This window comes from Lysobacter daejeonensis GH1-9 (genome assembly GCF_000768355.1).
GTDB lineage: Bacteria > Pseudomonadota > Gammaproteobacteria > Xanthomonadales > Xanthomonadaceae > Aerolutibacter > Aerolutibacter daejeonensis.
In genome coordinates this window covers 35,326-57,130 of the sequence record NZ_AVPU01000020.1, presented here as the reverse complement: position 1 = coordinate 57,130, position 21,805 = coordinate 35,326, and the positions used below count along the sequence as shown (strand labels likewise).

Here is a 21,805-nt window from a genome sequence, read left to right as displayed (position 1 = left end):
CCAATGAAGAAGAACATGCAAGGCTTCACCCTGATCGAACTGATGATCGTCATCGCGATCCTGGGCATCCTGCTGGCCATCGCGATCCCGGCCTACCAGGACTATTCGATCCGCGCTAAGGTCTCCGAGTGCGCCAATCTGCTCGCCCCCTCGAAGACTGCCTTTGCTGAGTACCGCTCGGCCAAGACTGCATTCCCGACCTCGATGGCGGCTGCTGGCGTCGACACCCAAGCCAGCACTTACTGCGATGCGCCGACTCTGGCTAGCAGCAGCGCAACCAGCGCCGTGCTGAACATCGTTGCCCCGGCCACCAAGACCGGCGGCAGCGGCGACGTGACCCTGGTCCTCACCGGCAACCGCAACGCCACCTCGGGCGACATCCAGTGGGTCTGCACCTCGACCGGTACCACCAAGTACGCGCCGGGCTCCTGCCGCTAATGCTTGATCGCAGTACCGCTGCACAAGGAGCCCCGCATTCGCGGGGCTCCTTTTTGATAGCACGCAGCCCACTGCTTGCGGCCCTGATCCTGACCATTCTTTGCGCGGCCCCGTTCGCTCCAGGACTGACGGGGCCGTTCCTGCTGGATGACTGGGGCAACCTCGAGCCCCTGCTCAATGTAAATCCGAGCCTCGAGTCGATCTACGCCGCAGTGTTCAACAACGCTTCCGGTGTGTTGCTGCGACCAGTATCCAACCTGTCGTTCGCCATGAACCTGCTGCTGGCAGGACCTTATCCCCTCCCTTTCAAGCTTACCAACCTCGCGATTCATCTCATCACGGGCGGACTCGCGTTCTTTGTCAGCCAGAGCCTGCTGCGCATACTCGCGCCTGCCGCCAGTGAACGCCGCGTCCTGCTGTCGGCGCTCTTCGCCGCCATCATCTGGGCCGTGCACCCCTTGCAGGTCAGCACGGTGCTTTATGTCGTGCAACGGATGACGATGCTATCCGCGCTGTTCATGCTCATCGCCATACTTGTTGCCACGAGATTTCTGACGGACACCACCAAGCATGGGGCCCGTCATTGGCTCAAGTCGTTCGTGTTGTATGCCGCGGCTACTTTCCTTGCGGTGCTGAGCAAGGAAAACGGTGCACTGGTCCCGTTGATCCTGTTGGCCATCTTCCTGGCTGCACCGCCGGAAGCACGCGCCACATTATTCGGTACACGCGAGAAAAAGCTGTTCTGGCTCGGGGGCGTCGTCGCCCCAATGATGGTCGCTGTCGTCTGCCTGCTTATCGGGTGGAACTCCCTCATGGGTTTCAGCGGACGCAGCTTCACCTTGGTTGAGCGGCTGCTTACCGAGCCCTTCGTACTGATGGGTTACGTCCGGACGATCCTCATTCCGGCCCCGAGCGTGATGGGCCTGTTTCTCGACGACACCCCCATCAGGAGCGCGGCCGATCCACTGGCATGGGCAACTCTGGTGGCCTTCCTTGCCATCCCGGTGATTGCAGTCCGCCTTCACAAGCGGTTCCCGATGTTTGCATTCGCAATCCTTTGGTTCCTAGCTTGCCACGCCATGGAATCTACGGTACTCCCGCTTGAATTGGCGTTCGAGCACCGCAACTATCTGGCGTTGCTAGGTCCCGCGATTGCCACGGCCTACGGTTTACTCGGACTCTTCGAGCACTACAGCCCCCGACTCACCGGTGCCGCGGTGCTGGCCACCGTCGCAGCCTTGGGATTCACCACCTTCCACCGTGCAAGTCAGTGGTCCTCTGAAGAGACATTCGCGCTAACGGAGGCAAGGAACCATCCAGATTCGATCCGAGCGCAGAACCTTGCAGGCATCGTCGAAAGGCGGCGGGGAAACATGACCAGTGCCATCGCGCGCATGGACGCGATGAAGAAGGCTCATCCGAATGAGTTCTTCCCGTTCGCAATGGACATGGATTTCGCCTGCGATAGCACCGGACACGAGGTTGACTGGGCCGGGATCCACAGGACTGCCGCCCGCGACATCGGCGGTAGCGAAGTGCTTGGCTACTTCAACCATATCTCCATCGTCGTGGCCAACGGAAGTTGCCAGGGGATTTCGTGGCGTCAGTTGGACGCGCACTTGGTCAGGCTGGCGGATGAGGCCAAGCGCCAACGCTCCACGTGGGCACAGCAGTACTTCACCGTACTTCGCGCTTCGCTGCGCGAAAACATCGACCCACCGGCTGCCAGCGAACTGTTTTATCAAGCCGCCGACCTCGACCCGAAGGCAAAGGACATCTGGACGAGGATCGCCATGTTCGAGATTGCGCAGAACAACCGTGCGCAGGCGCTGGTCGCCCTGAATACTGCCGAGTCCCAAACGCCGACATGGAGCCCCTCCGCCAAAAGGCTAGCGCAACTGCGAGCCACCGCAGAGTCGTTACAGCGGTAGAACCGCGACCGCTTTTTCGGATTCACAAAGTCGCTGGGGTGCGCGACCTTAACCCGCCCCTGCGACCAAGCTCTACGAGTATTCGATTTGGCATACTTCTGACTCTAATAGCTCCCTTCCAGACGGGCATAAAGCGCGCAGCCATCACCGGCATTGCTGCAAAGGACGGCACCGATCTCGCCGAATCTCTACCACCCGAACCATGCCGCCACACAGAACGCGCGCTCTAGATGCGATATACACCCCGTCAACTGAGTACATTGATTGCACGCAGCCCTGATTTTCTCGCCGCCCTGAGAAATATCAGTTGGCTCGCTACCGACCGGGTGGTGCAGATGGCACTCGGCTTAACGGTCGGAGCCTGGGTGGCGCGCTATTTGGGGCCCGAGCAGTTCGGATTACTCAGTTTTGCTACTGCGGTCGTCGCAATATTCAGCTCCGTATCAACGGCTGGACTCGAAGGAGTCGCCGTTCGTGAAATTGTCCGACGACCACACGACGCCAACACTGTTCTGGGCTCAGCCTTCTCAGCACAACTCATTGGAGGCTTGGCCGCCTACATTCTGGCTGTCACATTTACGATCGCACTAAGGCCAGGCGACAGTGAAGCCCGGTTGGTAGTAGCCATCATAGGGTTTGGCTCGATCCTCAGGGCTACGGAGGTAATGACATATTGGTTCGAATCGCATACGCGCTCGAAGCGCCCCGTACTTGCGAAGAACGCAAACTATGTTGCGATGGCGATACTCAAGATCTGGTTGATCCTAATCGAAGCGCCATTGCTCGCCTTCGTCTGGCTGACCCTACTCGGGACCGTGAGCACCGGGTTCTCGTTGTGGTTTGTCTACCGCCAGAGTGGCCAGAAAATCAGCAAATGGCATGCCAGCGTCAGAACAACCTGCTCGTTACTATCCCAAAGCTGGCCACTTGCGCTTTCCGGCGTGACGGTGATGATCCAGGCACGATTGGATCAAGTTATGCTCGGAAGCATTATCGGAGACGGTGAAGTCGGTCAATATTCCGTGGCCATGCAACTGATTGATGCAGTTACATTCATTCCCGCCATCATAGTAAGCACATTTGCCCCTCACATCGTAAGGGCCAAGGCCGTCGATAGAGACCTCTATCATTCGTGGCTCCTTAACGTATACAGACTGATGGTTCTGCTCTTTCTCGCCATCGCCGCGCCGACACTCCTGTTTGGAGAATATTTCGTCCTGGTGCTATTTGGCCCAGATTACGCCAGGGCCGGCGCTTTGCTGCCGCTGTTTGTACTTCGACTCTTCTTTGCCTACTTCGGAATAGCCCGGACACTGTTCATAATGAACGAAGGGCTTTTCAAGCATGCACTGGTTACCACGTCGGCCGGCACGATCGTCAATGCACTGCTTAACTACATGCTCATTCCAGCATTCCAATCTGAAGGCGCCATAGTTGCAGCAATCGTTTCATTTGCAATAACGATATTTATCATGGACGCATTTCGCCCGGACACCAGGATCAACTTCAAATTGATGCTCCATGCAGTTCTTACGCCCAACAAGACTGGATTCATGCGACTCTTGGGCGCCACCCCACCACCGCCGACCACGCCTGCCGGGACATGAAACAGCATGGCTGACCACCATCACCACAATTAATTTCAAAGCAATCATGTCAGCGCTGTGGTTTCATGACCGCGCCGGACGGCAAGCAGCCAAACACTATCACCAGAACAAGTAGATGCCTCGAAATACCTCCATCGCAAGGAAGATCAAGCGCTGGGCCTCGCTACTGCTGGTCCTGATTCGGCCGTCCACGATAAGGAATACGGCATGGTTCGTTCTGGATTACGCTGAACTCAAGCGCCAATGCCGCACTCAGGCGAATGGTGGCCAACAGTTCCTGCTTTACCCGTGCTTGAATGACAGAACAACTTTCACCCCAGTGGAACCGACCTACTTTTTTCAAGACACGTGGGCTGCCCGAAAGATATTCCTCAAAAAGCCCACCGAGCACTACGACATCGGATCGTCGGCCAAGACGATTGGCATCATTTCTCAGTTTGTACCCACTACCATGATCGACATCCGCCCGATCGACCTTCATCTGGATGGACTGAACTTCCTTGAAGGGTCGATTCTTGCAATACCCGCGGAAAATGACAGCTTGAAGAGCATTTCATCTCTATGCGTCGTAGAGCACATTGGCTTGGGCCGCTATGGCGATCCCATAGATGCGACGGGAAGCGAGAAAGCTGCGAAGGAGTTGCAGCGCGTGCTGGCAGTTGGCGGCGACCTGTACTTCTCCGTGCCGGTCGATGATGCCTGCAAGATCTACTTCAACGCTCATCGGGCGTTTACTCGGGATTACATCATCTCGTTGTTTGACAAGCTAACCCTGGTTGACGAGAAGTATCACTATGGTCGCGAAATGCTTAGCGGGTATGACGCTGGAAGAGGATTTGGAACCGGCTTGTTTCATTTTACAAAGACGAAAGCCTGCGGCCCCCGATAGGCAGCCCATGACAACCCGCGCTTCCTTCAAGGCTCCGACTTGCTCAGCGGACATCCTCCCAAGGATGGATGAGCAGCGACCGCGGAAGAGTCAGCAAGCGGCATGATCATTTTTTTTGAAAGCGGGCGCCTAGGCAATCAACTTTTCCAGTATTCGGCACTGAAGACAGTGGCGAAGGACGAACGCCTGTTCTTGGTCGGTTTTGATGACATAAGAGCCGTTTTTGACGGATTGGAAGCCTGTTTCCCTGCTCCAAGAGGCTCCGCAATGTATCAAATCTGCCAGCGACTGAGACCTGCCGCTAACCGCCGCCTGCCGATGTCAAGATTGGTCGGCATCGTCCGAGAGAATAGCGCCCCAGGCGGCATTGCAGTCGATGCATCATCGGGCCTGATCAATAGAATCAAATACGCGCCGACCGCCTACTTTCAGTCAGAACAAGCCTTTGACCCAGCGGCCATAAGTGGCCTAATGATGAAGGATCAACTGATCAACCGCGCGAAAGCATTAATCGACGAGGTATGCCATGCCAACCAGCAGCCCATCTTCGTGCACGTTCGCCGGCGCGATTATCTCGAGTTTCCCTCGCGCGAAAACCCTGCAGTGCTCCCTGCCACTTGGTATCGCCGGCGACTTGATGAATTCAGAAGCGAGTACAGCAACCCGATTTTTCTTTTCCTAACCGACGACCTGCATTATGCACACGACGTGTTCGGTGAAACTCTCGACGGACATATTCTTGACACAGATCCGCCAACGGCGCTCGCCACGATGAGCCTTTGTGAAGGAGGCATTTTGTCGGCCAGCTCTTTTGCTTGGTGGGGTGCTTACTTTGCGCGCCAGCGTAGCCATGAGGGCTTGTTCACAGCGCCGCTGCACTGGGTTGGACATCGGACAGGAGAATGGCATCCGCCATTCATCGAGTCAAGCTTCTTGAAGTATGCCTAAAGTGCAGCCCAGTCAATCGCCTCGTTACTTGAGCACCGTTATGGACGAGACTCAGCAATTGCAGGATCAGGAGTATTGCTTCCCTTATCATTATGTCACTCGCTTCAGGGGCAACTTCAGCCAGAGCTTCACCGATTCTTGGGGCGCAAACTATGCCACTACCATCGAGTATGTGTTGAGTCAACTTGACGGGCTTGACTTCAATTCCATCGTAGACATCGGCTGTGGCGATGGTCGACTAACTCGCGAGATGGCAATTCGCTATCCGGACAGGCTTGTTCTCGGCATTGATTATTCGCCGCGAGCCATTCGCCTCGCCGAGGCAATGAATCAGGACGTCGAATCAGCCAACTTTATGTGCTGCGACATTGCGCAAGACAAGATCGAGAAGCGCTTCGACGTCGCAGTCCTCATGGAAGTCTTTGAGCACGTACCCTGCGAACGGGCGGCGTCATTCCTGGACGGAGTGAGAATGCTTCTGCGGCCTGGCGCCGACCTTTTGCTGACCGTGCCTCATGTAAACAAGCCCGTCGAGCCGAAGCATTTCAGACACTTCAATGTCGCCACTCTTCGCGAGCAACTAGAGGATCATTTCGACATCCTGAGTGTTGTCCCATTCGAGCGCATCTCAATCATGCGAACCATCCTGGCCAAGACGCTCCACAACGGCCTATTTAGCCTGACCAGCAGACGCGCCCTAAACTGGATATACAGCTACCAGAAAGACCATCTTTTCCGGTGCTCCGATGAAAGCGAATGCCAACGGATCTTCGTCCACGCAAGGGCCCGATGAACGTTACCGCATCCATTGTTATTCCAACAAGAAACAGAGCTGAGACGCTTTACGCGTGCCTCAACTCTCTGGTCAATCAAACAATCCCTACAGAACAATTTGAGGTCATCGTCGTAGACAATGGCTCCAATGACCACACATCGGATGTCGTCAGTGAATATGCCAACGCGCTGAATCTTTCCTACGTATATACGCGGGTGCTCGGCTTGCACGTTGGTCGGCATGAGGGCATGCGTCGGGCAAAGGCCGACATCCTCATATTCGCAGACGACGACATTGAGGCCAACCCGAACTGGATTCGAACCATTGTAGACAGCTTTGATGCGCCGGAAGTTGCCCTTGTCGGTGGAAACAATCACCCAATGTTCGAGTGCGCCCCCCCCGATTGGCTTATGCGCTGGTGGCAGCGTCCCGTACACAAAGGGCGTGCCTTGGGATATCTCAGCATTCTGGATTTCGGCCGGGGCCAATTCGAGATTGACCCTGGTTATATATGGGGCTGCAATTTCTCCATTCGCCGCGACGTATTGCTGGCGGCAGGCGGCTTCCATCCCGACGCGCTACCTAGCGATCGCCTGCGCTTTCGTGGTGATGGCGAAACCCATGTCTCGAACTATATTCGGAAGTCCAAACATCTAGCCCTGTTCAATTCCGACGCGAGTGTTCGACACCGCGTACCCGCAGCACGCATGAGACCCGATTACATCGCCCAGCGCGCCTATGCACAGGGAATTTCTGATTCATACACCCACGCCAGATCATCCGGCGGGCCCGAATCAGGGCCCTCGCAGGTGGCAAGACGCTTGACACGCCTACGCTCGCACCTGCAACAACGTCTGAAGGGTCTACTGCCCAACGATGAGGTGGGCCGCGTGCTTTGGGCCACCCAGCTGACAGCTCGATCGGCCTATCATCAAGGCTACAACTTCCATCAGCGTGAGTTGAGGCGCGATCCAGCCCTGCTCGAATGGGTGCTGAGGAAGGACTATCTGTGATGCACGAGTTCGCCCGCCGAATCATCAAGCCCGGAAAGGCCACCTTGGCACGCTCCGCCTTAAGGTGGGTCGTACGCCGCTACTTTCAATTGCGCTGGGCCTTTGCCCCCACTTATCGATCGCCGACAGACGAAGAACTGGCACAGATTGAACGGGACTTGGTCGCGAACGGAATCCATTGCCAGGATTTCGCGGTGGACGCCGCCGAGTTCCGGCGTTTCAAGGAAACGGCCGGATTCCAGCACGTCTACCACGGCGGCAAGGTTGGGGGCGTGTTCAACGAAAAGAATCTTGAGCACTTCGTGGCGTGGAAGCTTATCGGCCTTGAGCGGCTCCAAGCCGCGCCATATCTAGACATTGCGGCCTGTGCCAGCCCATGGGCGCGCCTATTACGCGAGCGGGGAATAGAGGCTTTCGCCATTGACCTTGAGTTGCCGGAGCCCCAGGCCCACCTGACCTACTACCGTCAGGAAGACGCCACCCGTACTAGTTTCGAAGATGCCTCCATCGGGGGAGCCTCTTTGCAATGTGCATATGAGATGTTTGTTGGCAATCATGATATTGCGCTGGTCCATGAATTATCCCGCATCATGAAGCCTGGCGGGCGAGTGGTTATCTCACCGCTATATACCCACACTCATCCGTGCTATTACCAGACTCCAGACTACTTCGGCCGCTCCCTCGGCGACACTGGTGCGACAGGCTACATACGTCGCGACTGTTGGGGAGTTGCCGCATCGCGCAAGTACAGCGTGGATACATTGCAACGTAGAGTCTGGGACACCGCCATAGCCGTTGGCCTCACGCCATCCTTGTTGGTGTTGCGCAACAAAAAGGAGATCGGCAGTGACATCTACCTGCATTTCATCCTACTGCTGGACAAGCCCGACCATGCCATCCACTGACACCCCAAGCCACGCGTTGATCGAGCGCGTCCAGCACGAAGGACGTGAACTTGCCTTGGTTGTTCGCCATTCCTTTCGAAAGGATGGCATTGAGTTTTTCACTCCAGGCAGTTATTCGCAGCAGATCGGCTATATGAATCGTCCAACTGGATACGTTATCGAGCCCCACGTGCACAATCCCGTTCCGCGTGAAGTGCACTACACGAACGAAGTGTTGTTTATTCGAAGCGGCCGGCTTCGGGTAGATTTCTATTCTGACCGGAAGGAATATTTGGAGAGTGCGATTCTTGAAGCAGGAGACCTTATCCTCCTTGCACATGGAGGGCATGGCTTTGAAATGTTGGAGCCCACCGAGATCATTGAAGTGAAACAGGGCCCATATGCCGGCGATCAGGACAAGACGCGCTTCGAGCCGACCCTCCCGGACCGCATAAAGCTCAAGGGGATGCGGCGATGATTCCGGTCAACCAGCCACTTTTGGACGGCAACGAAAAAAAATACTTGCTTGAATGCATCGATACTGGGTGGATTTCCTCTGAAGGCCCGTTCGTCAAACAGTTCGAAGATGGCTTCGCGGCGCGCGTTCGGCGACGACACGGCGTCGCCGTATGCAACGGCACTGCTGCGCTGGATGCGGCGATTGAAGCGCTGGGCATTGGCCCCGGGGACGAAGTTATCCTGCCGACGTTCACGATCATCTCCTGCATCATCCAGATCGTCCGCGCGGGAGCCACGCCCGTCTTGGTGGATAGCGACCCGGCCACCTGGAACATGGACACGGACCAGATCGAAGCGAAGATATCGTCACGTACCAAGGCCATCATGGTGGTTCATACCTATGGCCTGCCCGTGGACATGGACCCCGTGCTGGATATCGCCCGCAGGTACGGACTTAGAGTGATCGAGGATGCGGCCGAAATGCACGGCCAAACCTACAAGGGTCGGCCATGCGGCAGTTTTGGCGACGTAAGCACGTTTAGCTTCTACCCCAACAAGCATGTAACCACGGGGGAAGGGGGTATGGTGCTTGTCGACGATGACAGCCTGGCAGACGACTGCCGAAGCCTTCGCAATCTTTGCTTCCAACCGCACAAACGGTTCGTCCATGAACGCTTGGGCTGGAATCTCCGCATGACAAACATGCAGGCCGCCCTAGGGTTAGCCCAATTGGAACGTCTTGACGAGTTTGTGGCGCGGAAGCGGCACATCGGCGCCCGCTACAGTGCCGGTCTCGCTGACCTGCCGAGCGCTCGGTTGCCGCTGGCCGGCACTCATTACGCTGACAACATCTATTGGGTCTTCGGCCTGGTGATCGACGAAGAAAAAGGCATGGATGCGGAAGATGTCATGAAACGCCTTGCTTCCGAGGGCGTCGGAACACGTCCATTTTTCTGTCCCATGCATCAGCAGCCTGTGCTGCGGCGGATGGGGCTGTTTGAAAACGATCGGCATCCTGTCGCCGAGCTCATGTATCGCCAAGGATTCTACTTGCCGAGCGGCATGGCTTTGTCCGACGGCGATATCGACCGCACGATCGAAGCGGTGTGGAAGGTACTTGGATGAACCCCATTTTCGATGCATACGCCGCGTACTACGATCTCTTGTATCAGGGCAAGGACTATACCGGCGAAGCCTCTTATGTACTCGAACTGCTGGCCGAGCAGGGGCTCACTACCGGGAGCATATTGGAACTAGGTTGCGGCACGGGAAAACATTCAACGGCGTTTGCCCATGCCGGGTTCGACGTCGAGGGCATCGACCTGAGCCAGCAGATGATTGACCGGGCCATTCAGCTCAACGGTGGCAGCACACCCAATGCCATATTTTCCGTAGGCGACGCACGAACCCTGCGAACCGGCAAAAAATATGATGCGGTCCTGGCTTTGTTTCACGTAGCAAGCTATCAGACCAGCAATCGCGATATCTCGCAGATGTTCGACACAGCCGCAGCCCATCTGGATGAGGGCGGGATATTCATATTCGACTACTGGCACGGTCCAGGCGTATTGACAGACTTACCCGAAATCCGAAAGAAAGTCCTGGAAGACGCCACGTGCGAAATTGTGCGAATCGCCACACCAACGATGCATCCGTCGAAAAACGTGGTCGATGTTGACTATCATATCGAGGCGAGAAGAAAAGGCGAGTCAAGAGTAGACTCCGCAGCAGAGCGCCACAGCATGCGATATTTCTTCGAACCTGAACTTGAAGTCCTGCTTGAATTGTCAGGCCTATGCAAGATAGGTACGTTCGAGTTCCTGACAAAGAGTGCGCCAAGCCTGAAAACCTGGCAAGCCATCACGATCTCCTCGCTACTCAAGCGCGACAGCACTCAGCATACGTGACCAAGAAGCGCGTACTGATAATTCATGATGAGGGGAATTATCAAAACAACCCTTCACTGAAGGCGATTATCGACCTGCTTGTCGATGAAGGCCATTGCTGCACGATAAGATGTCGTGATCGCCATCTCTCGTCATCGCGTCCCGTGCCAGGGGTCTCGCTCCTGACCTACGGAAAGCTCTTCAGGACGCTCAAGCGGATCGTTTACGACGTCGCATGCATCAAGGCGGCAGTGAGATTGTTGACGTCGCTGGAGCGGCTCCTTGTTTACCGCAATTACGATCTCATTCTCGGCGTGGACCGTATGGGGCTCATCGAGGCCGCCGCGCTTCATGACGCCACGGGCACACCCTACATTTTCCTGTCCTTCGAGATAATGTTCGAAGAGGAAACTTCCCCGAGGTTCAAACGTCTTGAAATCGACGCATCGAAAAATTGCCGCTTGTGGGTCGTACAGGACCCCATGAGGTCGGAAAAGCTGGTGGCGCAGAACCAGCTTGACATTCACAAACAATTCATCCTGCCCCTCGCATCACCTGGACTGGCACCGCCATCAGGCCACAGGTTACGCGACGCGCTTGGAATACCAACCTCCAAGAAGGTTGCCATTTCCATCGGCTCAATTGCTCCTTGGACAATGACCAAGGACATCATTGAAGGTGTTCGACTCTGGCCATCCGACTGGGCCTTGATCATCCATGACCGCTACGGGAAAACTAGGTCCGAACTGTCCAGACTCGGAGTAGACACTTCAGGGCTGGAAGAACGGCTTTACTTCAGCGAACACGCTCCGTCGATGATCGATCACCTTGAGTCTGTACTGGGCGGCATATCATTGGGCATTGCGTTCTATCAACCCACGTACGACTCGCCTTACACGGGCAGAAACCTTCGTTTTGTGGGGCACTCATCTGGAAAAATCAGCACCTACCTTCGGCATGGCGTTCCCGTGGCAATGAACGAAAATGGAGTATTTTCCTATGACGCCTTGGAGTACGGTTTTGGGATTGTTCTCGAACATCCATCGCAGATCGGGCGCGCGTTGAAGGTCATAAGCGCCACACACGCGACCCGGGCCAGTGACTATTTTGCCAATAGACTTGACTTCAATATCTGGAAGGAACCGCTACTGAGGGAACTGTACAAACACATGAGCTGAGCACGCGAAGCATTCGGACATCCACAGCAGCCATTGGGCGCTTCTTCCTTCGCCGCAGGCACGATCGAAACGAACCGCATCTCTTGGCTTCGACACGTCCACAAGAACTCTCTCGAACAATGATGCAACGCCAAGCACACCCAATGTTCTCCATTATTTCTGTCGTGTTAAACGGCGCGGAACACTTGGAGACATGCTTGGAGAGCGTGGCATGTCAGCGAGACGTGTTGGTGGAGCACATCGTAATAGACGGCGGATCCACTGATGGCTCAGTCGACATTCTTCGCCAGTGGTCCAACCGGCTCGCCTTCTGGTGCTCTGAGCCCGACGATGGCATTTCCGCCGCCATGAACAAAGGCGTCATTCACGCCAAAGGCGATTGGATCATCTTTGTCCATGCTGACGACTATCTGACGGGACCAAATATCCTTGCACAAGTGCGAGGGGCGCTTGACGAGCGCTGTGACATCGCGGCCTTTCCTGTGTTGTTCGGAAGCCCGCCTCAACTGCAGCTACTGCAACCTCGCAAAGCGGGCATTTTGCTCAATCTAAAGATGGGCATGTGCCATCAGGGCATGGCGACCAGACGAGCATTGTTTGATCGCATTGGCCTGTTCGACGGTAGCTATCGGATAGGCATGGACTATGACTTTCTACTCAGAGCATATCGATGCGAAACCCGCATCAAAACATGCTCCGCGCCTGTATTGTCTACAATGCGCGACACCGGAATCAGCAGCCAACGCGGTTGGCCAGTATTGCAAAGGCGACTCTCCGAGGAGCGTCGCATTCACTTCCAACACACCAGCAACGCGTTACAGCGCCTTGGCTACTCTGTGTATTGGCATGTCTACCTCATGTATCGTCGATGGCTGAGCAGCCTCCGGAAGTAATTGCCGACACATGCGGCCAGCCGTCGAATCAGAGCACCCTCTCGTATACGTCGATATACGATGCAATCGCGCGCTCTTCCGTGTAATTTTCGACAACTCGTTGACGCCCCATCTCGCCATACCGCGCCACTAGGCTGCGATCCATCGCCATCGCGTAAATTGCTTCTTGTATGGCAGGAACATCGTTCAAGGGAGCAAGCAACTCCGCATTGGCTTCTCCACATACTTCTTTCAAAGCACCGCAATCGAATCCAATCACCGGACGAGCGCACGCCATCGCCTCAGCCGCAACATATCCAAATCCCTCGTATCGCGACGGCATAAGCACCACATCACATTCCGCATAGAGCGCGGGCATCTGGACAGCAGATTGCTTGGCGAAAAATTTCATGTCCGAGCGATAGTGTCCCAATCCATTGCGGAAGTCGCTGCGGCACCAGAACTCAATGCCCGGGTGTTCTTCCGCGACCAACGCCCGAAGCACATCGAACCCTTTGCGGAAGGATCTGGTGCCTGCATAGAGGACGCGGAGACGTCCATTCCGCCGCGCGCGCGTCGATGGCTTGAATTGCGTTATATCGACCCAGTTAGGGATGACCGCCACGGTCCGCGAACAGAACGGCCGCATCTGGCGCGCCAAGTAGTGGCTGACCGCAGTTACCGCAGTACAGCCTTCAAGCGACGCACGCACGTACCTGCCGATCAACAGGTTGTGGTAAATGCGTTGCGGTCTGGACTTGATTCTTACGAAGGCCGGGTCGTGGACAAATCCGTGGTCGGTGGCCACAGTCGGCAACCCATGGTCGGTGTACGCGAAGGCAGACCAAGAATTGGCGTGGATGAGTGTGGTGCCCGCAGGGGGACGAAGACGGGCAGCGGGGGGATAGAGCTCAAACCCGTGCTTTAGCCAGGAAACAATCACCTCGCAACCATGACGTCGTAGTCCTTGTGCAAGACGTTCAGCAAACACATCCGTGCCACTGCCTGCACGAACGGTCGGCAACCAGACCCTCATACGAGATTGGCCCTTAGCTGCTTACCAAACCTTTCCCAACTGAACAGGCGAGCTGCTTCGATGCATGCAGAGGCGACCCTACGGTCCTCGCGTCGGGAAATCCACTCCACCACCTTGTCCGCGAACCGAAGGTAGTCTCCCTCTGCCACCAAACTGCCGCTGCGGCCCTCTACCACGGCGTCGGCTACGCCGCCAACGGCAAATGCGACGGTCGGCAGTCCATGCGCCGCAGCCTCGATCGCGACCATCCCAAATCCCTCCACGTCGCCGGGGACCGAACGGATCGGGAACACATGTACGTCCGCCGAACAATAAGCCATTGCCAGCGTCGCGTCGCTGCACGGAGGCAGCATGTGCAATGCATGATCGATGCCTGCGCGGACTGCGGCGTCCCGTATCCGTTGACACTGTGAACCAGGGACGCTGCTCAATGCGTCATGGGCATCAGCACCGATCACCACTAGCAATGCATCGGGCTGCGCCTTCAGCACCTCAGGGAACACATCAAGCACAAACTCGACAAGCCCCTTGCGCGGCGTCAGGCGTCCAACGGACAGAAGGATGGGGCGATCACCGAATCCATGGATGGCGCGGAATTCACTGGACAGCGCCGAATCGTGGCCCGGCACTTTGGTTCCCGGGTGTAATACCGAAACCCTGGAGCTCGTCACCCCGCACCTCATCGCGAGTTGTGCGGTGTTCACGCTGTTCGCTAGCACCATGTCGGCATGCCTGATGAACGGGAGCCAAAACACCCTGTACACCGGATGGGTCGCGACCAGATCAAGGCCGTGCACATATACGATGCAGCGAGCGCCCGCCAGACGGGCTACGAGCCAGGCGATGGGCGCTGTCAGTCCGCTGCCGGCGAGCACGATGAGTGGACGGGCGCGCCACGCCAGACGAAACGAAGCCCAAAGTGCGCCCAACATGAATCGCAGCAACGGTCTGTGCGGCACTTCGCTGCAATCACGACGCGCAGCCGGCAGGTGCGCTGCGCAACCGGTCGGACCAACGATGGCAACCTCGTATTCCCCGACCAAGGACGACACAAGATGGAGATTCAACCGCTCCATGCCACCGCGCAAGGGCGGCAGATTGCGGGTGATCAACAGCACGCGATTACGCATGCACACCATTCACTCATGACGCCGATAAGTCAACGAGGTAATCTGCTCGGAGACCAGTCCGACCAAGAAAATTATCACGGAGGCGCTGAGAAGCAAGGCGCTCATGTTGGTAAAGCGCCCCATAGTGGCAAACGTCCAACCGTAATACCCTGCTCCGAGCAGGAAAAAGAACAACGATGCTGGGGCAAAAAGCTTCACCGGTGAATACAGTGTTGCAATTTTGAATATGATCAACAGAAAGCGCACTCCGTCTTTTACCGGACGGATATGGCTGGCAGAGCCTACTCGTTTGTTAACCGAAACTGGCACGTAAGCAACCGGATATGCGCTGCGGAAGAAGGCCATCGTGCTGGTTGTCGGGTAGCTGAACCCATTGGGTAGAAGATATAGGAACTCGCGGAAGCGTTCCGCCCGCACGGCGCGAAACCCTGAAGTCAGGTCCAGCACATCGTGCCCGGTAACCCAAGTGGCCAAGCAGTTGTAGAAACGATTGGCCATGCCCCGGTGCATATTGGCTTGACCGCACATGTCACGCGCGGCAACCACCATGTCATACCCTTCGCCCAATCTGTCGAGCAGCAAGCAGATGTGTTCAGGATCGTGCTGTCCATCGGCATCCATGAAGACGATCACGTCACCGGAAGCCAATCTGGCACCCCGTTTTATGGAGGCGCCATTCCCCATCGAATACGGGGAGGACGCCACGGTCACCCCGTGCTCCCGTGCGAGGCTGGCAGTTGAATCCGTCGACCCGTCATCCACCACAATGATTTCGGCATCGGGCCAAAGAGCATTCAGTCTTGGCAATGTCCTGGCCAAGCCCTCAGCTTCGTTTTTTGCCGGTAGTACGACAGATAAGCGCATGACCCCTCCCCATTCACCAAGAGTAGGCGATGATGAGCGCACCCGGAAGGGCAGCCAGTCGCATAATCTGGGGGCGGGAATGCGCTAAAGTCACACTAGGGGACAACTCGGATCTACCATGAATACCGCAGCCACGGCCAACCTGGTTGGCATCACCGGCATCGCTCGACGCTTGGTTTTGGACGGAGCTTTGGATGAACATCACGCCCGTGATGCCATGGTGGCTGCAACAGCGGACCGTAAGCCGCTGGCCCTGTATCTGACCGAGAACAGGCTAGTTACACCCAGCCAGCTGGCTGCGGCGAATTCTATAGAATTTGGCACCCCACTATTTGACGTCACCGCCTTGGATCCGGCTCAAGCCGCAGTCAAGCTGGTGGACGAAGAACTGGTGCGAAAGCACAGCGTACTGCCCCTGTTCAGACGAGGCAATCGTTTGTTCATGGGAGTATCTGACCCCACCAACACTGCGGCACTGGACGCCATCAAGTTCCAGACCAATTTGGCGGTTGAAGCTGTGCTGGTGGACGAGGACCGCATCCGCCGCACATTGGACCAGTGGGTGGCCGCCGCCGACGCCCTGGCCGGCGACATGGACGAAAGCGAAGGCTTGGACAAGCTGGACATCTCCAGCGGTGACGACGACCTTGCTGGCGGCGACTCTGGGGTGGACGCCAAGATTGACGACACTCCCGTCGTCAAGTTCGTCAACAAGGTCCTGGTCGACGCCATCCGCCGGGGCGCGTCTGACATTCACTTTGAGCCCTACGAGACCGAATACCGGGTCCGCCTGCGCATCGACGGTTTGCTCAAACAGGTGGCCAAAGTCCCGCCCAAGCTGTCCCCTCGCATTTCCGCCCGCCTCAAGGTCATGGCCCAGCTGGACATTGCCGAAAAGCGGGTGCCGCAGGACGGCCGCATCAAGCTGAACCTGAGCAAGTCCAAGCAGATCGACTTCCGCGTCAGCACCCTCCCCACCCTGTTCGGCGAGAAGGTGGTGCTGCGTATCCTGGACGGCGGTGCTGCCAAACTGGGCATCGACAAGCTGGGCTACGAGGAGGAGCAGAAGGCCGCCTTTCTGGAGGCCATCCACAAGCCCTATGGCATGGTGCTGGTCACCGGCCCCACCGGCTCAGGCAAGACCGTGTCGTTGTATACAGCCCTGAATATCCTGAACGACGAGCACCGCAACATCTCCACGGTGGAGGACCCTGTGGAGATTCGGGTGCCGGGGATCAACCAGGTACAGATGAACCTGAAGCGCGGAATGACCTTTGCCGCGGCCCTGCGCAGCTTCCTGCGTCAGGACCCGGATGTGATCATGGTCGGCGAAATCCGCGACCTGGAGACCGCCGAAATTGGCATCAAGGCCGCCCAGACCGGCCACATGGTGCTGTCCACCCTGCACACCAACGATGCCCCCCAGACCATTGCCCGCCTGATGAACATGGGTGTGGCCCCGTTCAACATCACCAGTTCGGTCACCCTGGTCATTGCCCAGCGCCTGGCCCGCCGCCTGCACGACTGCAAGCGCAAGGTGGACCTGCCCGAACATGCCCTGCACGCCGAAGGCTACAGCCACGAGGAAATCGCGGCCGGACTCACGGTTTACGAGGCGGTGGGTTGCCCTGACTGCACGGAAGGGTATAAAGGGCGAACGGGCATTTACCAGGTGATGCCCATGACCGAGGAGATCCAGGAGATCATCCTCGCGGGGGGGAACGCAATGCAGATCGCCCAAGCCGCCGAGCGGTCAGGGGTCAGCGACCTGCGTCGGTCCGCCCTGCGCAAGGTCAAGGATGGCATCACCAGCCTCACCGAAATCAACCGTGTGACCAAGGATTAAGCCATGGCCGTGTCTCGAACCGCTGCCAAGCAGACCACAACGGTGCGTCGCAAGGACGCCCAGCCAATCTTTGTCTGGGAAGGCAAGGACAAGCGCGGCATCACCATGAAGGGCGAGCAGGTTGGCAAGAGTGCCAACGTCATCCGTGCGGAATTACGACGTCAGGGCATTACCCCCACGGTGGTGAAACCCAAGCCCAAGCCTCTATTCGGAAGTGCGGGGAAGCGGATCACGCAAGCCGAGATCGCGATCTTTAGCCGCCAAATTGCCACCATGATGAAGTCCGGCGTGCCGATCGTGACGTCGCTTGAAATCATGGCAGGCGGCCAGAAGAATCCCAAGATGAAGGAGATGCTCAACGGCATCCGGGCCGACATCGAAAGCGGTAGCGCCTTCAGCGAAGCTCTTGCCAAGCACCCGGTGCAGTTTGACCAGTTGTACCGTAACTTGGTGAAAGCCGGCGAGTCGGCGGGTGTGTTGGAAACCGTGCTGGATACTGTGGCCAGCTACAAGGAGAACATCGAAGCGCTGAAAGGCAAGATCAAGAAGGCGCTGTTCTACCCGGCCACGGTTATCGCGGTGGCCATTCTGGTAAGTGCGGTGTTGCTGATCTTTGTCGTGCCCCAGTTTCAAATGGTGTTCAAGAGTTTTGGCGCTGATCTGCCGGCATTCACCATGATGATCATCGGTGCCAGTGACTTCTTGATTGCCTATTGGTGGGCCGTGCTCCTGGTTGTAGTAGGCACGATCACGGCGCTTGTCATGATCAAGAACCGTTCGCCGGCATTCGCCAACTTTATTGATCGAATGATGTTGAAATTGCCGATCGTAGGCAAAATCCTTCACGAGTCGTCGATTGCCCGCTTTGCCCGCACCTTGGCCGTTACCTTCAAGGCCGGCGTTCCGCTGGTGGAGGCGCTTGACACGGTCGCTGGCGCGACCGGCAATCAGGTGTACGAGAACGCAGTGCACCGCATTCGCGACGACGTATCAGTGGGTTATCAGGTCAATATGGCCATGAAGCAGGTCAACCTGTTCCCACACATGGTCATCCAGATGGTGGCTATCGGCGAAGAGGCCGGTGCACTGGACGCGATGCTGTTCAAGGTTGCGGAGTTCTACGAGCAGGAGGTCAACAACGCAGTGGATGCGTTGTCCAGCCTTCTTGAGCCGATGATCATGATCATTCTCGGCGGTATCGTCGGCTCAATGGTCATCGGCATGTACCTCCCGATCTTCAAGCTCGCCGCGGCGATGTAACCAGTAGGGCACAACAACGCAATGGCCTTCCTCGACCAGAATCCCGCCATCGGTTTTCCGCTGGCGGCCGGCCTCGGCCTGCTTGTCGGCAGCTTCCTGAACGTGGTCATCCTGCGGCTGCCGCGCCGCATGGAATGGCAGTGGAAGCGCGACAGCCGCGAGATCCTCGGCGAACCCGACACCTATGACCCGCCTCCGCCCGGCATCGTGGTGGAGCGCTCGCACTGCCCGCAGTGCAAGGCGCAACTGAGCTGGTACGAGAACATCCCGGTGTTCAGCTGGCTGGCGCTGGGCGGCAAGTGCCGGCACTGCAAAGCGCCCATCTCCGCCCAGTACCCGCTGGTGGAGCTGCTGACCATGCTGCTGTTCGTGGCCTGCGCCTGGCGCTTCGGGTTCGGCTGGCAGGGCTTCGGGGCGATGGTGTTCACCGGGTTCCTGATTTCCATGTCAGGCATCGACCTGCGCACCCAACTGCTACCCGACCAGCTCACCCTGCCCCTGATGTGGCTGGGGCTCATCGCGGCGTCGGACAACCTGTACATGTCGGCCAAGCCGGCGTTGCTGGGCGCGGTGGCCGGCTACGTGAGCCTCTGGAGCGTGTGGTGGGTGTTCAAGCAACTCACCGGCAAAGAGGGCATGGGCCACGGCGACTTCAAGTTGCTGGCGGCCATCGGTGCGTGGACGGGGCTGAAGGGCATCCTGCCGACGATCCTGTTGTCGTCGCTGGTCGGTGCCATCATCGGGTCGATCTGGCTGGCAGCCAAGGGCCGCGACCGGGCCACGCCGATTCCATTCGGCCCCTACCTGGCCATCGCAGGGTGGATTACCTTCGTTTGGGGCGATCAACTGGTGGACGGTTACCTCAGGCTGGCCGGCCTCGCCTGAGGCCCTACGCCGTCGCCAGCCGCCGGTACAACCGATCCAGCGCTTCCACGTGCGCCTGGAGCGTCTGCAGGGGGCCATCGTTGACGATGATGTCGTCGGCCAAGCCCAATCGCTGCTCACGCGTGGCCTGCGCGGCGATCATGCGCTGGGCGAGCGCCGCATCAGCCCCATCGCGCTGCATGAGCCGGGATTGCTGGACCTCCGCCGGCACGTCGACGACCAGGATCCGGTCCGCCCACGGGTAGGACTCACGGCCACCGCCCTCGGCCAACAGGGGGATGGCGGCAATCGCATAGGGGCCGGGCGCCGCGGCGCACATGGCGCGTAGTTGCGCGCGCACCCGGGGATGGATGATGGCCTCGAGTTGGCGCCGGGCGGCTTCGTCGCCAAACACGCGCTGGCGCATGGCGGCGCGGTCCAAAGTGCCATCGGCGGCCAGCACGCCGCTCCCGAAGGCCGCGACCACTTCCGCCAGGCCCGCGGAGCCGCGGGCGACCGCGTCGCGGGCCGCGACGTCGGCATCGGCCACGGCCACGCCCAAGGCTTCGAAACGCCGGGTGACTTCGCTCTTGCCCGAGGCGATGCCGCCGGTGACGGCCACGATGTAGTCGCTCATGCGCCGATGATAGGTCAGCGCCACCACGCACGGATGGCAGCAACGCCCTGCGCGCCGTGGCGGCGCGCTTCCGGCAGGTCGGCAGAGTCGAGGCCACCGATGGCATACAGGGGCAGCGAGACCGTCTCGCGCAGGCGGGCGAAGCCATCCCAGCCGATGCCGGGTTCCCCCGGGTGGCTGGGAGTGGGCAGGAGGGTGCCGACCACGGCGAAGTCACAGCCCAGATCCTGCGCGCGACGCAGCTCGTCCGCCGTGTGGCAGGACGCCGCGACGAGCACCTCGTCGGCCATGGGCCGTTGCGTCAACTGGGACAGCTGTGCGGCGCGCAGATGCAGGCCCACACCCAATTGGGCGGCCAGGGCGGCATCGCCGTTGAGCAGCACCTCGGCCTTGGCCGTGCGGCAGCGCATGACCGCGGCGGCGGCGAGCACGGGCCAGCGGGCGGGGTCATGGCCATGCGCCCGCAGTTGGATGCGGCGGATGCCACCGGCCAGCGCCCGATCCAGGGCCTGCAGCCAACGCTGCTCGGTCGGATTGAGCGGCACGCTGTCGCGGCGCAGGCGCTGGCCGATGGGCTCCAGCAGGGGGTCGAGGGAGCCGAACACGCGATCCACGGCCGTGCGCATGCTCGCGGCGGCGGACCGGCCGAGGTCGAAGGCGCTGCCCACCGGCCCCGACAGGCGGTTGGCAACGGAACCCTCTTCGACGGCCCCGGCGGCGGACGCACTGGCCACTGATTGGCCCACCGTCGCCATCGCCGTGGGTTCGGGCGTCACCAGATAACGATCCGGCTGCCCGAGCGCGGCCACCACCGGCACGTCCGCCGGCGGCATCTGGTAGGCGGGCAGCTTGTGTGGCGGCACCCACACCAGCGCCTGGCCCTCCCGGCCGCGAGCGGTGCCGCTGAACGTACGCACTTCGCGCACGTCCAGGGTCAGGCGCTTGTCGGGGTATTGCTGCGGGACGGTGATGAGGTGGTCGCCCACCTCGGCCTCGATGCCCAGTTCCTCGCGCAGCTCGCGCACCAGGGCGCCTTCGGGCGATTCGCCGGGCTCGCGCTTGCCGCCAGGGAACTCCCACAGGCCGGCCAAGTCACGGCCCTCGGTACGCCGCGCCAGCAGGATGCGCCCGCGGGCATCGCGGATGACGCCGGCCACCACGTCGATGCTTCGGCTCATGGGCTCAACACGTCCATACGACAACGCCCATGCGCCGCAGTGCGGGCATGGGCGCCGTGTTGCTTCGTGCTCGCCGCCGGCCCGTGGTTAGCGGACCGGTGACGGATGCG

At 58.6% G+C, this 21,805-nt stretch carries 20 protein-coding genes and 2 pseudogenes; 16 read left to right on the top strand and 6 right to left on the bottom strand.

Annotated elements, in window-relative coordinates; translation table 11 throughout:
- The first annotated feature begins 3 nt into the window (after positions 1–3).
- The 13 genes from N800_RS11275 to N800_RS11220 all read left to right on the top strand — a co-directional run bounded on the left by N800_RS11275 (position 4) and on the right by N800_RS11220 (position 12,901).
- Complete coding sequence (locus N800_RS11275; RefSeq protein WP_036138483.1) at positions 4–438, top strand: pilin; 435 nt, start codon at positions 4–6, stop codon at positions 436–438.
- On the top strand, positions 438–2,369 hold the full coding sequence (locus N800_RS11270) for a tetratricopeptide repeat protein (RefSeq protein WP_156962973.1): 1,932 nt from the start codon (positions 438–440) through the stop codon (positions 2,367–2,369). Before N800_RS11275 ends, N800_RS11270 begins: the two co-directional genes overlap by 1 nt.
- Positions 2,370–2,599: 230 nt before the next feature.
- Positions 2,600–3,976, top strand: a complete 1,377-nt coding sequence (locus N800_RS11265; RefSeq protein ID WP_084087550.1) for a flippase — start codon at positions 2,600–2,602, stop codon at positions 3,974–3,976.
- Positions 3,977–4,091: 115 nt separating this feature from the next.
- Entirely contained in the window at positions 4,092–4,865 is a 774-nt protein-coding gene (locus N800_RS11260) for a DUF268 domain-containing protein (RefSeq protein WP_052108177.1), read from the top strand.
- Between the two features lie 102 nt (positions 4,866–4,967).
- Positions 4,968–5,813 (top strand): alpha-1,2-fucosyltransferase, encoded by an 846-nt coding sequence (locus N800_RS15670; protein WP_084087548.1) that lies wholly within the window; start codon positions 4,968–4,970, stop codon positions 5,811–5,813.
- A 40-nt stretch (positions 5,814–5,853) separates the two neighbouring features.
- Positions 5,854–6,606, top strand: coding sequence for a class I SAM-dependent methyltransferase (locus N800_RS11250; RefSeq protein ID WP_198032530.1), 753 nt, complete (start codon positions 5,854–5,856; stop codon positions 6,604–6,606).
- Positions 6,603–7,601, top strand: coding sequence for a glycosyltransferase family 2 protein (locus tag N800_RS15665; RefSeq protein WP_198032529.1), 999 nt, complete (start codon positions 6,603–6,605; stop codon positions 7,599–7,601). Before N800_RS11250 ends, N800_RS15665 begins: the two co-directional genes overlap by 4 nt.
- The gene (locus N800_RS11245; RefSeq protein ID WP_084087542.1) at positions 7,601–8,506 is read left to right on the top strand and encodes a methyltransferase domain-containing protein; all 906 of its coding nucleotides are present in this window, start codon (positions 7,601–7,603) and stop codon (positions 8,504–8,506) included. The genes N800_RS15665 and N800_RS11245 overlap by 1 nt, the downstream gene beginning before the upstream one ends.
- Complete coding sequence (locus N800_RS11240) at positions 8,493–8,963, top strand: cupin domain-containing protein (RefSeq protein WP_232227623.1); 471 nt, start codon at positions 8,493–8,495, stop codon at positions 8,961–8,963. The genes N800_RS11245 and N800_RS11240 overlap by 14 nt, the downstream gene beginning before the upstream one ends.
- A complete protein-coding gene (locus N800_RS11235) occupies positions 8,960–10,069 on the top strand; it encodes a DegT/DnrJ/EryC1/StrS family aminotransferase (protein WP_036138466.1) in 1,110 nt (369 codons plus the stop codon). Before N800_RS11240 ends, N800_RS11235 begins: the two co-directional genes overlap by 4 nt.
- Positions 10,066–10,851 carry a class I SAM-dependent DNA methyltransferase gene (locus N800_RS11230; protein WP_036138464.1) on the top strand — a complete coding sequence of 262 codons (786 nt, stop codon included), beginning with the start codon at positions 10,066–10,068 and terminating at the stop codon, positions 10,849–10,851. The genes N800_RS11235 and N800_RS11230 overlap by 4 nt, the downstream gene beginning before the upstream one ends.
- On the top strand, positions 10,848–12,008 hold the full coding sequence (locus N800_RS11225; RefSeq protein WP_156962972.1) for a glycosyltransferase family protein: 1,161 nt from the start codon (positions 10,848–10,850) through the stop codon (positions 12,006–12,008). Before N800_RS11230 ends, N800_RS11225 begins: the two co-directional genes overlap by 4 nt.
- A 122-nt stretch (positions 12,009–12,130) precedes the next feature.
- Complete coding sequence (locus N800_RS11220) at positions 12,131–12,901, top strand: glycosyltransferase family 2 protein (protein ID WP_198032528.1); 771 nt, start codon at positions 12,131–12,133, stop codon at positions 12,899–12,901.
- Between the two features lie 28 nt (positions 12,902–12,929).
- Here the strand turns inward: N800_RS11220 and N800_RS11215 are convergent, their stop codons facing one another.
- Genes N800_RS11215 through N800_RS11205 form a run of 3 tightly spaced genes read right to left on the bottom strand, consistent with a single transcriptional unit; the run spans position 12,930 to position 15,910 of the window.
- Positions 12,930–13,904 carry a glycosyltransferase family 4 protein gene (locus N800_RS11215; protein ID WP_198032527.1) on the bottom strand — a complete coding sequence of 325 codons (975 nt, stop codon included), beginning with the start codon at positions 13,902–13,904 and terminating at the stop codon, positions 12,930–12,932.
- Positions 13,905–13,912: 8 nt separating this feature from the next.
- Positions 13,913–15,046: a glycosyltransferase family 4 protein gene (locus N800_RS11210; RefSeq protein WP_232227621.1), complete on the bottom strand. Its 1,134-nt coding sequence runs from the start codon at positions 15,044–15,046 to the stop codon at positions 13,913–13,915.
- 9 nt (positions 15,047–15,055) lie between these two features.
- The gene (locus N800_RS11205) at positions 15,056–15,910 is read right to left on the bottom strand and encodes a glycosyltransferase family 2 protein (RefSeq protein ID WP_036138451.1); all 855 of its coding nucleotides are present in this window, start codon (positions 15,908–15,910) and stop codon (positions 15,056–15,058) included.
- A 118-nt stretch (positions 15,911–16,028) separates the two neighbouring features.
- On the opposite strand from N800_RS11205, the gene pilB reads away from it, so the two are divergent.
- The 3 genes from pilB to N800_RS11190 are packed head-to-tail and all read left to right on the top strand — an operon-like array spanning position 16,029 to position 19,901.
- Positions 16,029–17,756 carry a type IV-A pilus assembly ATPase PilB gene (gene pilB / locus N800_RS11200; RefSeq protein ID WP_036138448.1) on the top strand — a complete coding sequence of 576 codons (1,728 nt, stop codon included), beginning with the start codon at positions 16,029–16,031 and terminating at the stop codon, positions 17,754–17,756.
- Between the two features lie 3 nt (positions 17,757–17,759).
- Positions 17,760–19,016: a type II secretion system F family protein gene (locus N800_RS11195; protein WP_036138446.1), complete on the top strand. Its 1,257-nt coding sequence runs from the start codon at positions 17,760–17,762 to the stop codon at positions 19,014–19,016.
- 21 nt (positions 19,017–19,037) lie between these two features.
- Positions 19,038–19,901 (top strand): prepilin peptidase, encoded by an 864-nt coding sequence (locus N800_RS11190; RefSeq protein WP_036138444.1) that lies wholly within the window; start codon positions 19,038–19,040, stop codon positions 19,899–19,901.
- Between the two features lie 4 nt (positions 19,902–19,905).
- Here the strand turns inward: N800_RS11190 and coaE are convergent, their stop codons facing one another.
- The 3 genes and pseudogenes from coaE to mutT all read right to left on the bottom strand — a co-directional run.
- Complete coding sequence (coaE, locus tag N800_RS11185) at positions 19,906–20,517, bottom strand: dephospho-CoA kinase (RefSeq protein ID WP_036138511.1); 612 nt, start codon at positions 20,515–20,517, stop codon at positions 19,906–19,908.
- Positions 20,518–20,531: 14 nt separating this feature from the next.
- Positions 20,532–21,032 (bottom strand): annotated as a pseudogene (locus tag N800_RS15660) (thiamine phosphate synthase); the annotation flags it as partial.
- Positions 21,033–21,278: 246 nt separating this feature from the next.
- Positions 21,279–21,695, bottom strand: a pseudogene (gene mutT, locus N800_RS16340) (8-oxo-dGTP diphosphatase MutT); the annotation flags it as partial.
- Between the last annotated feature and the right edge of the window lie 110 nt (positions 21,696–21,805).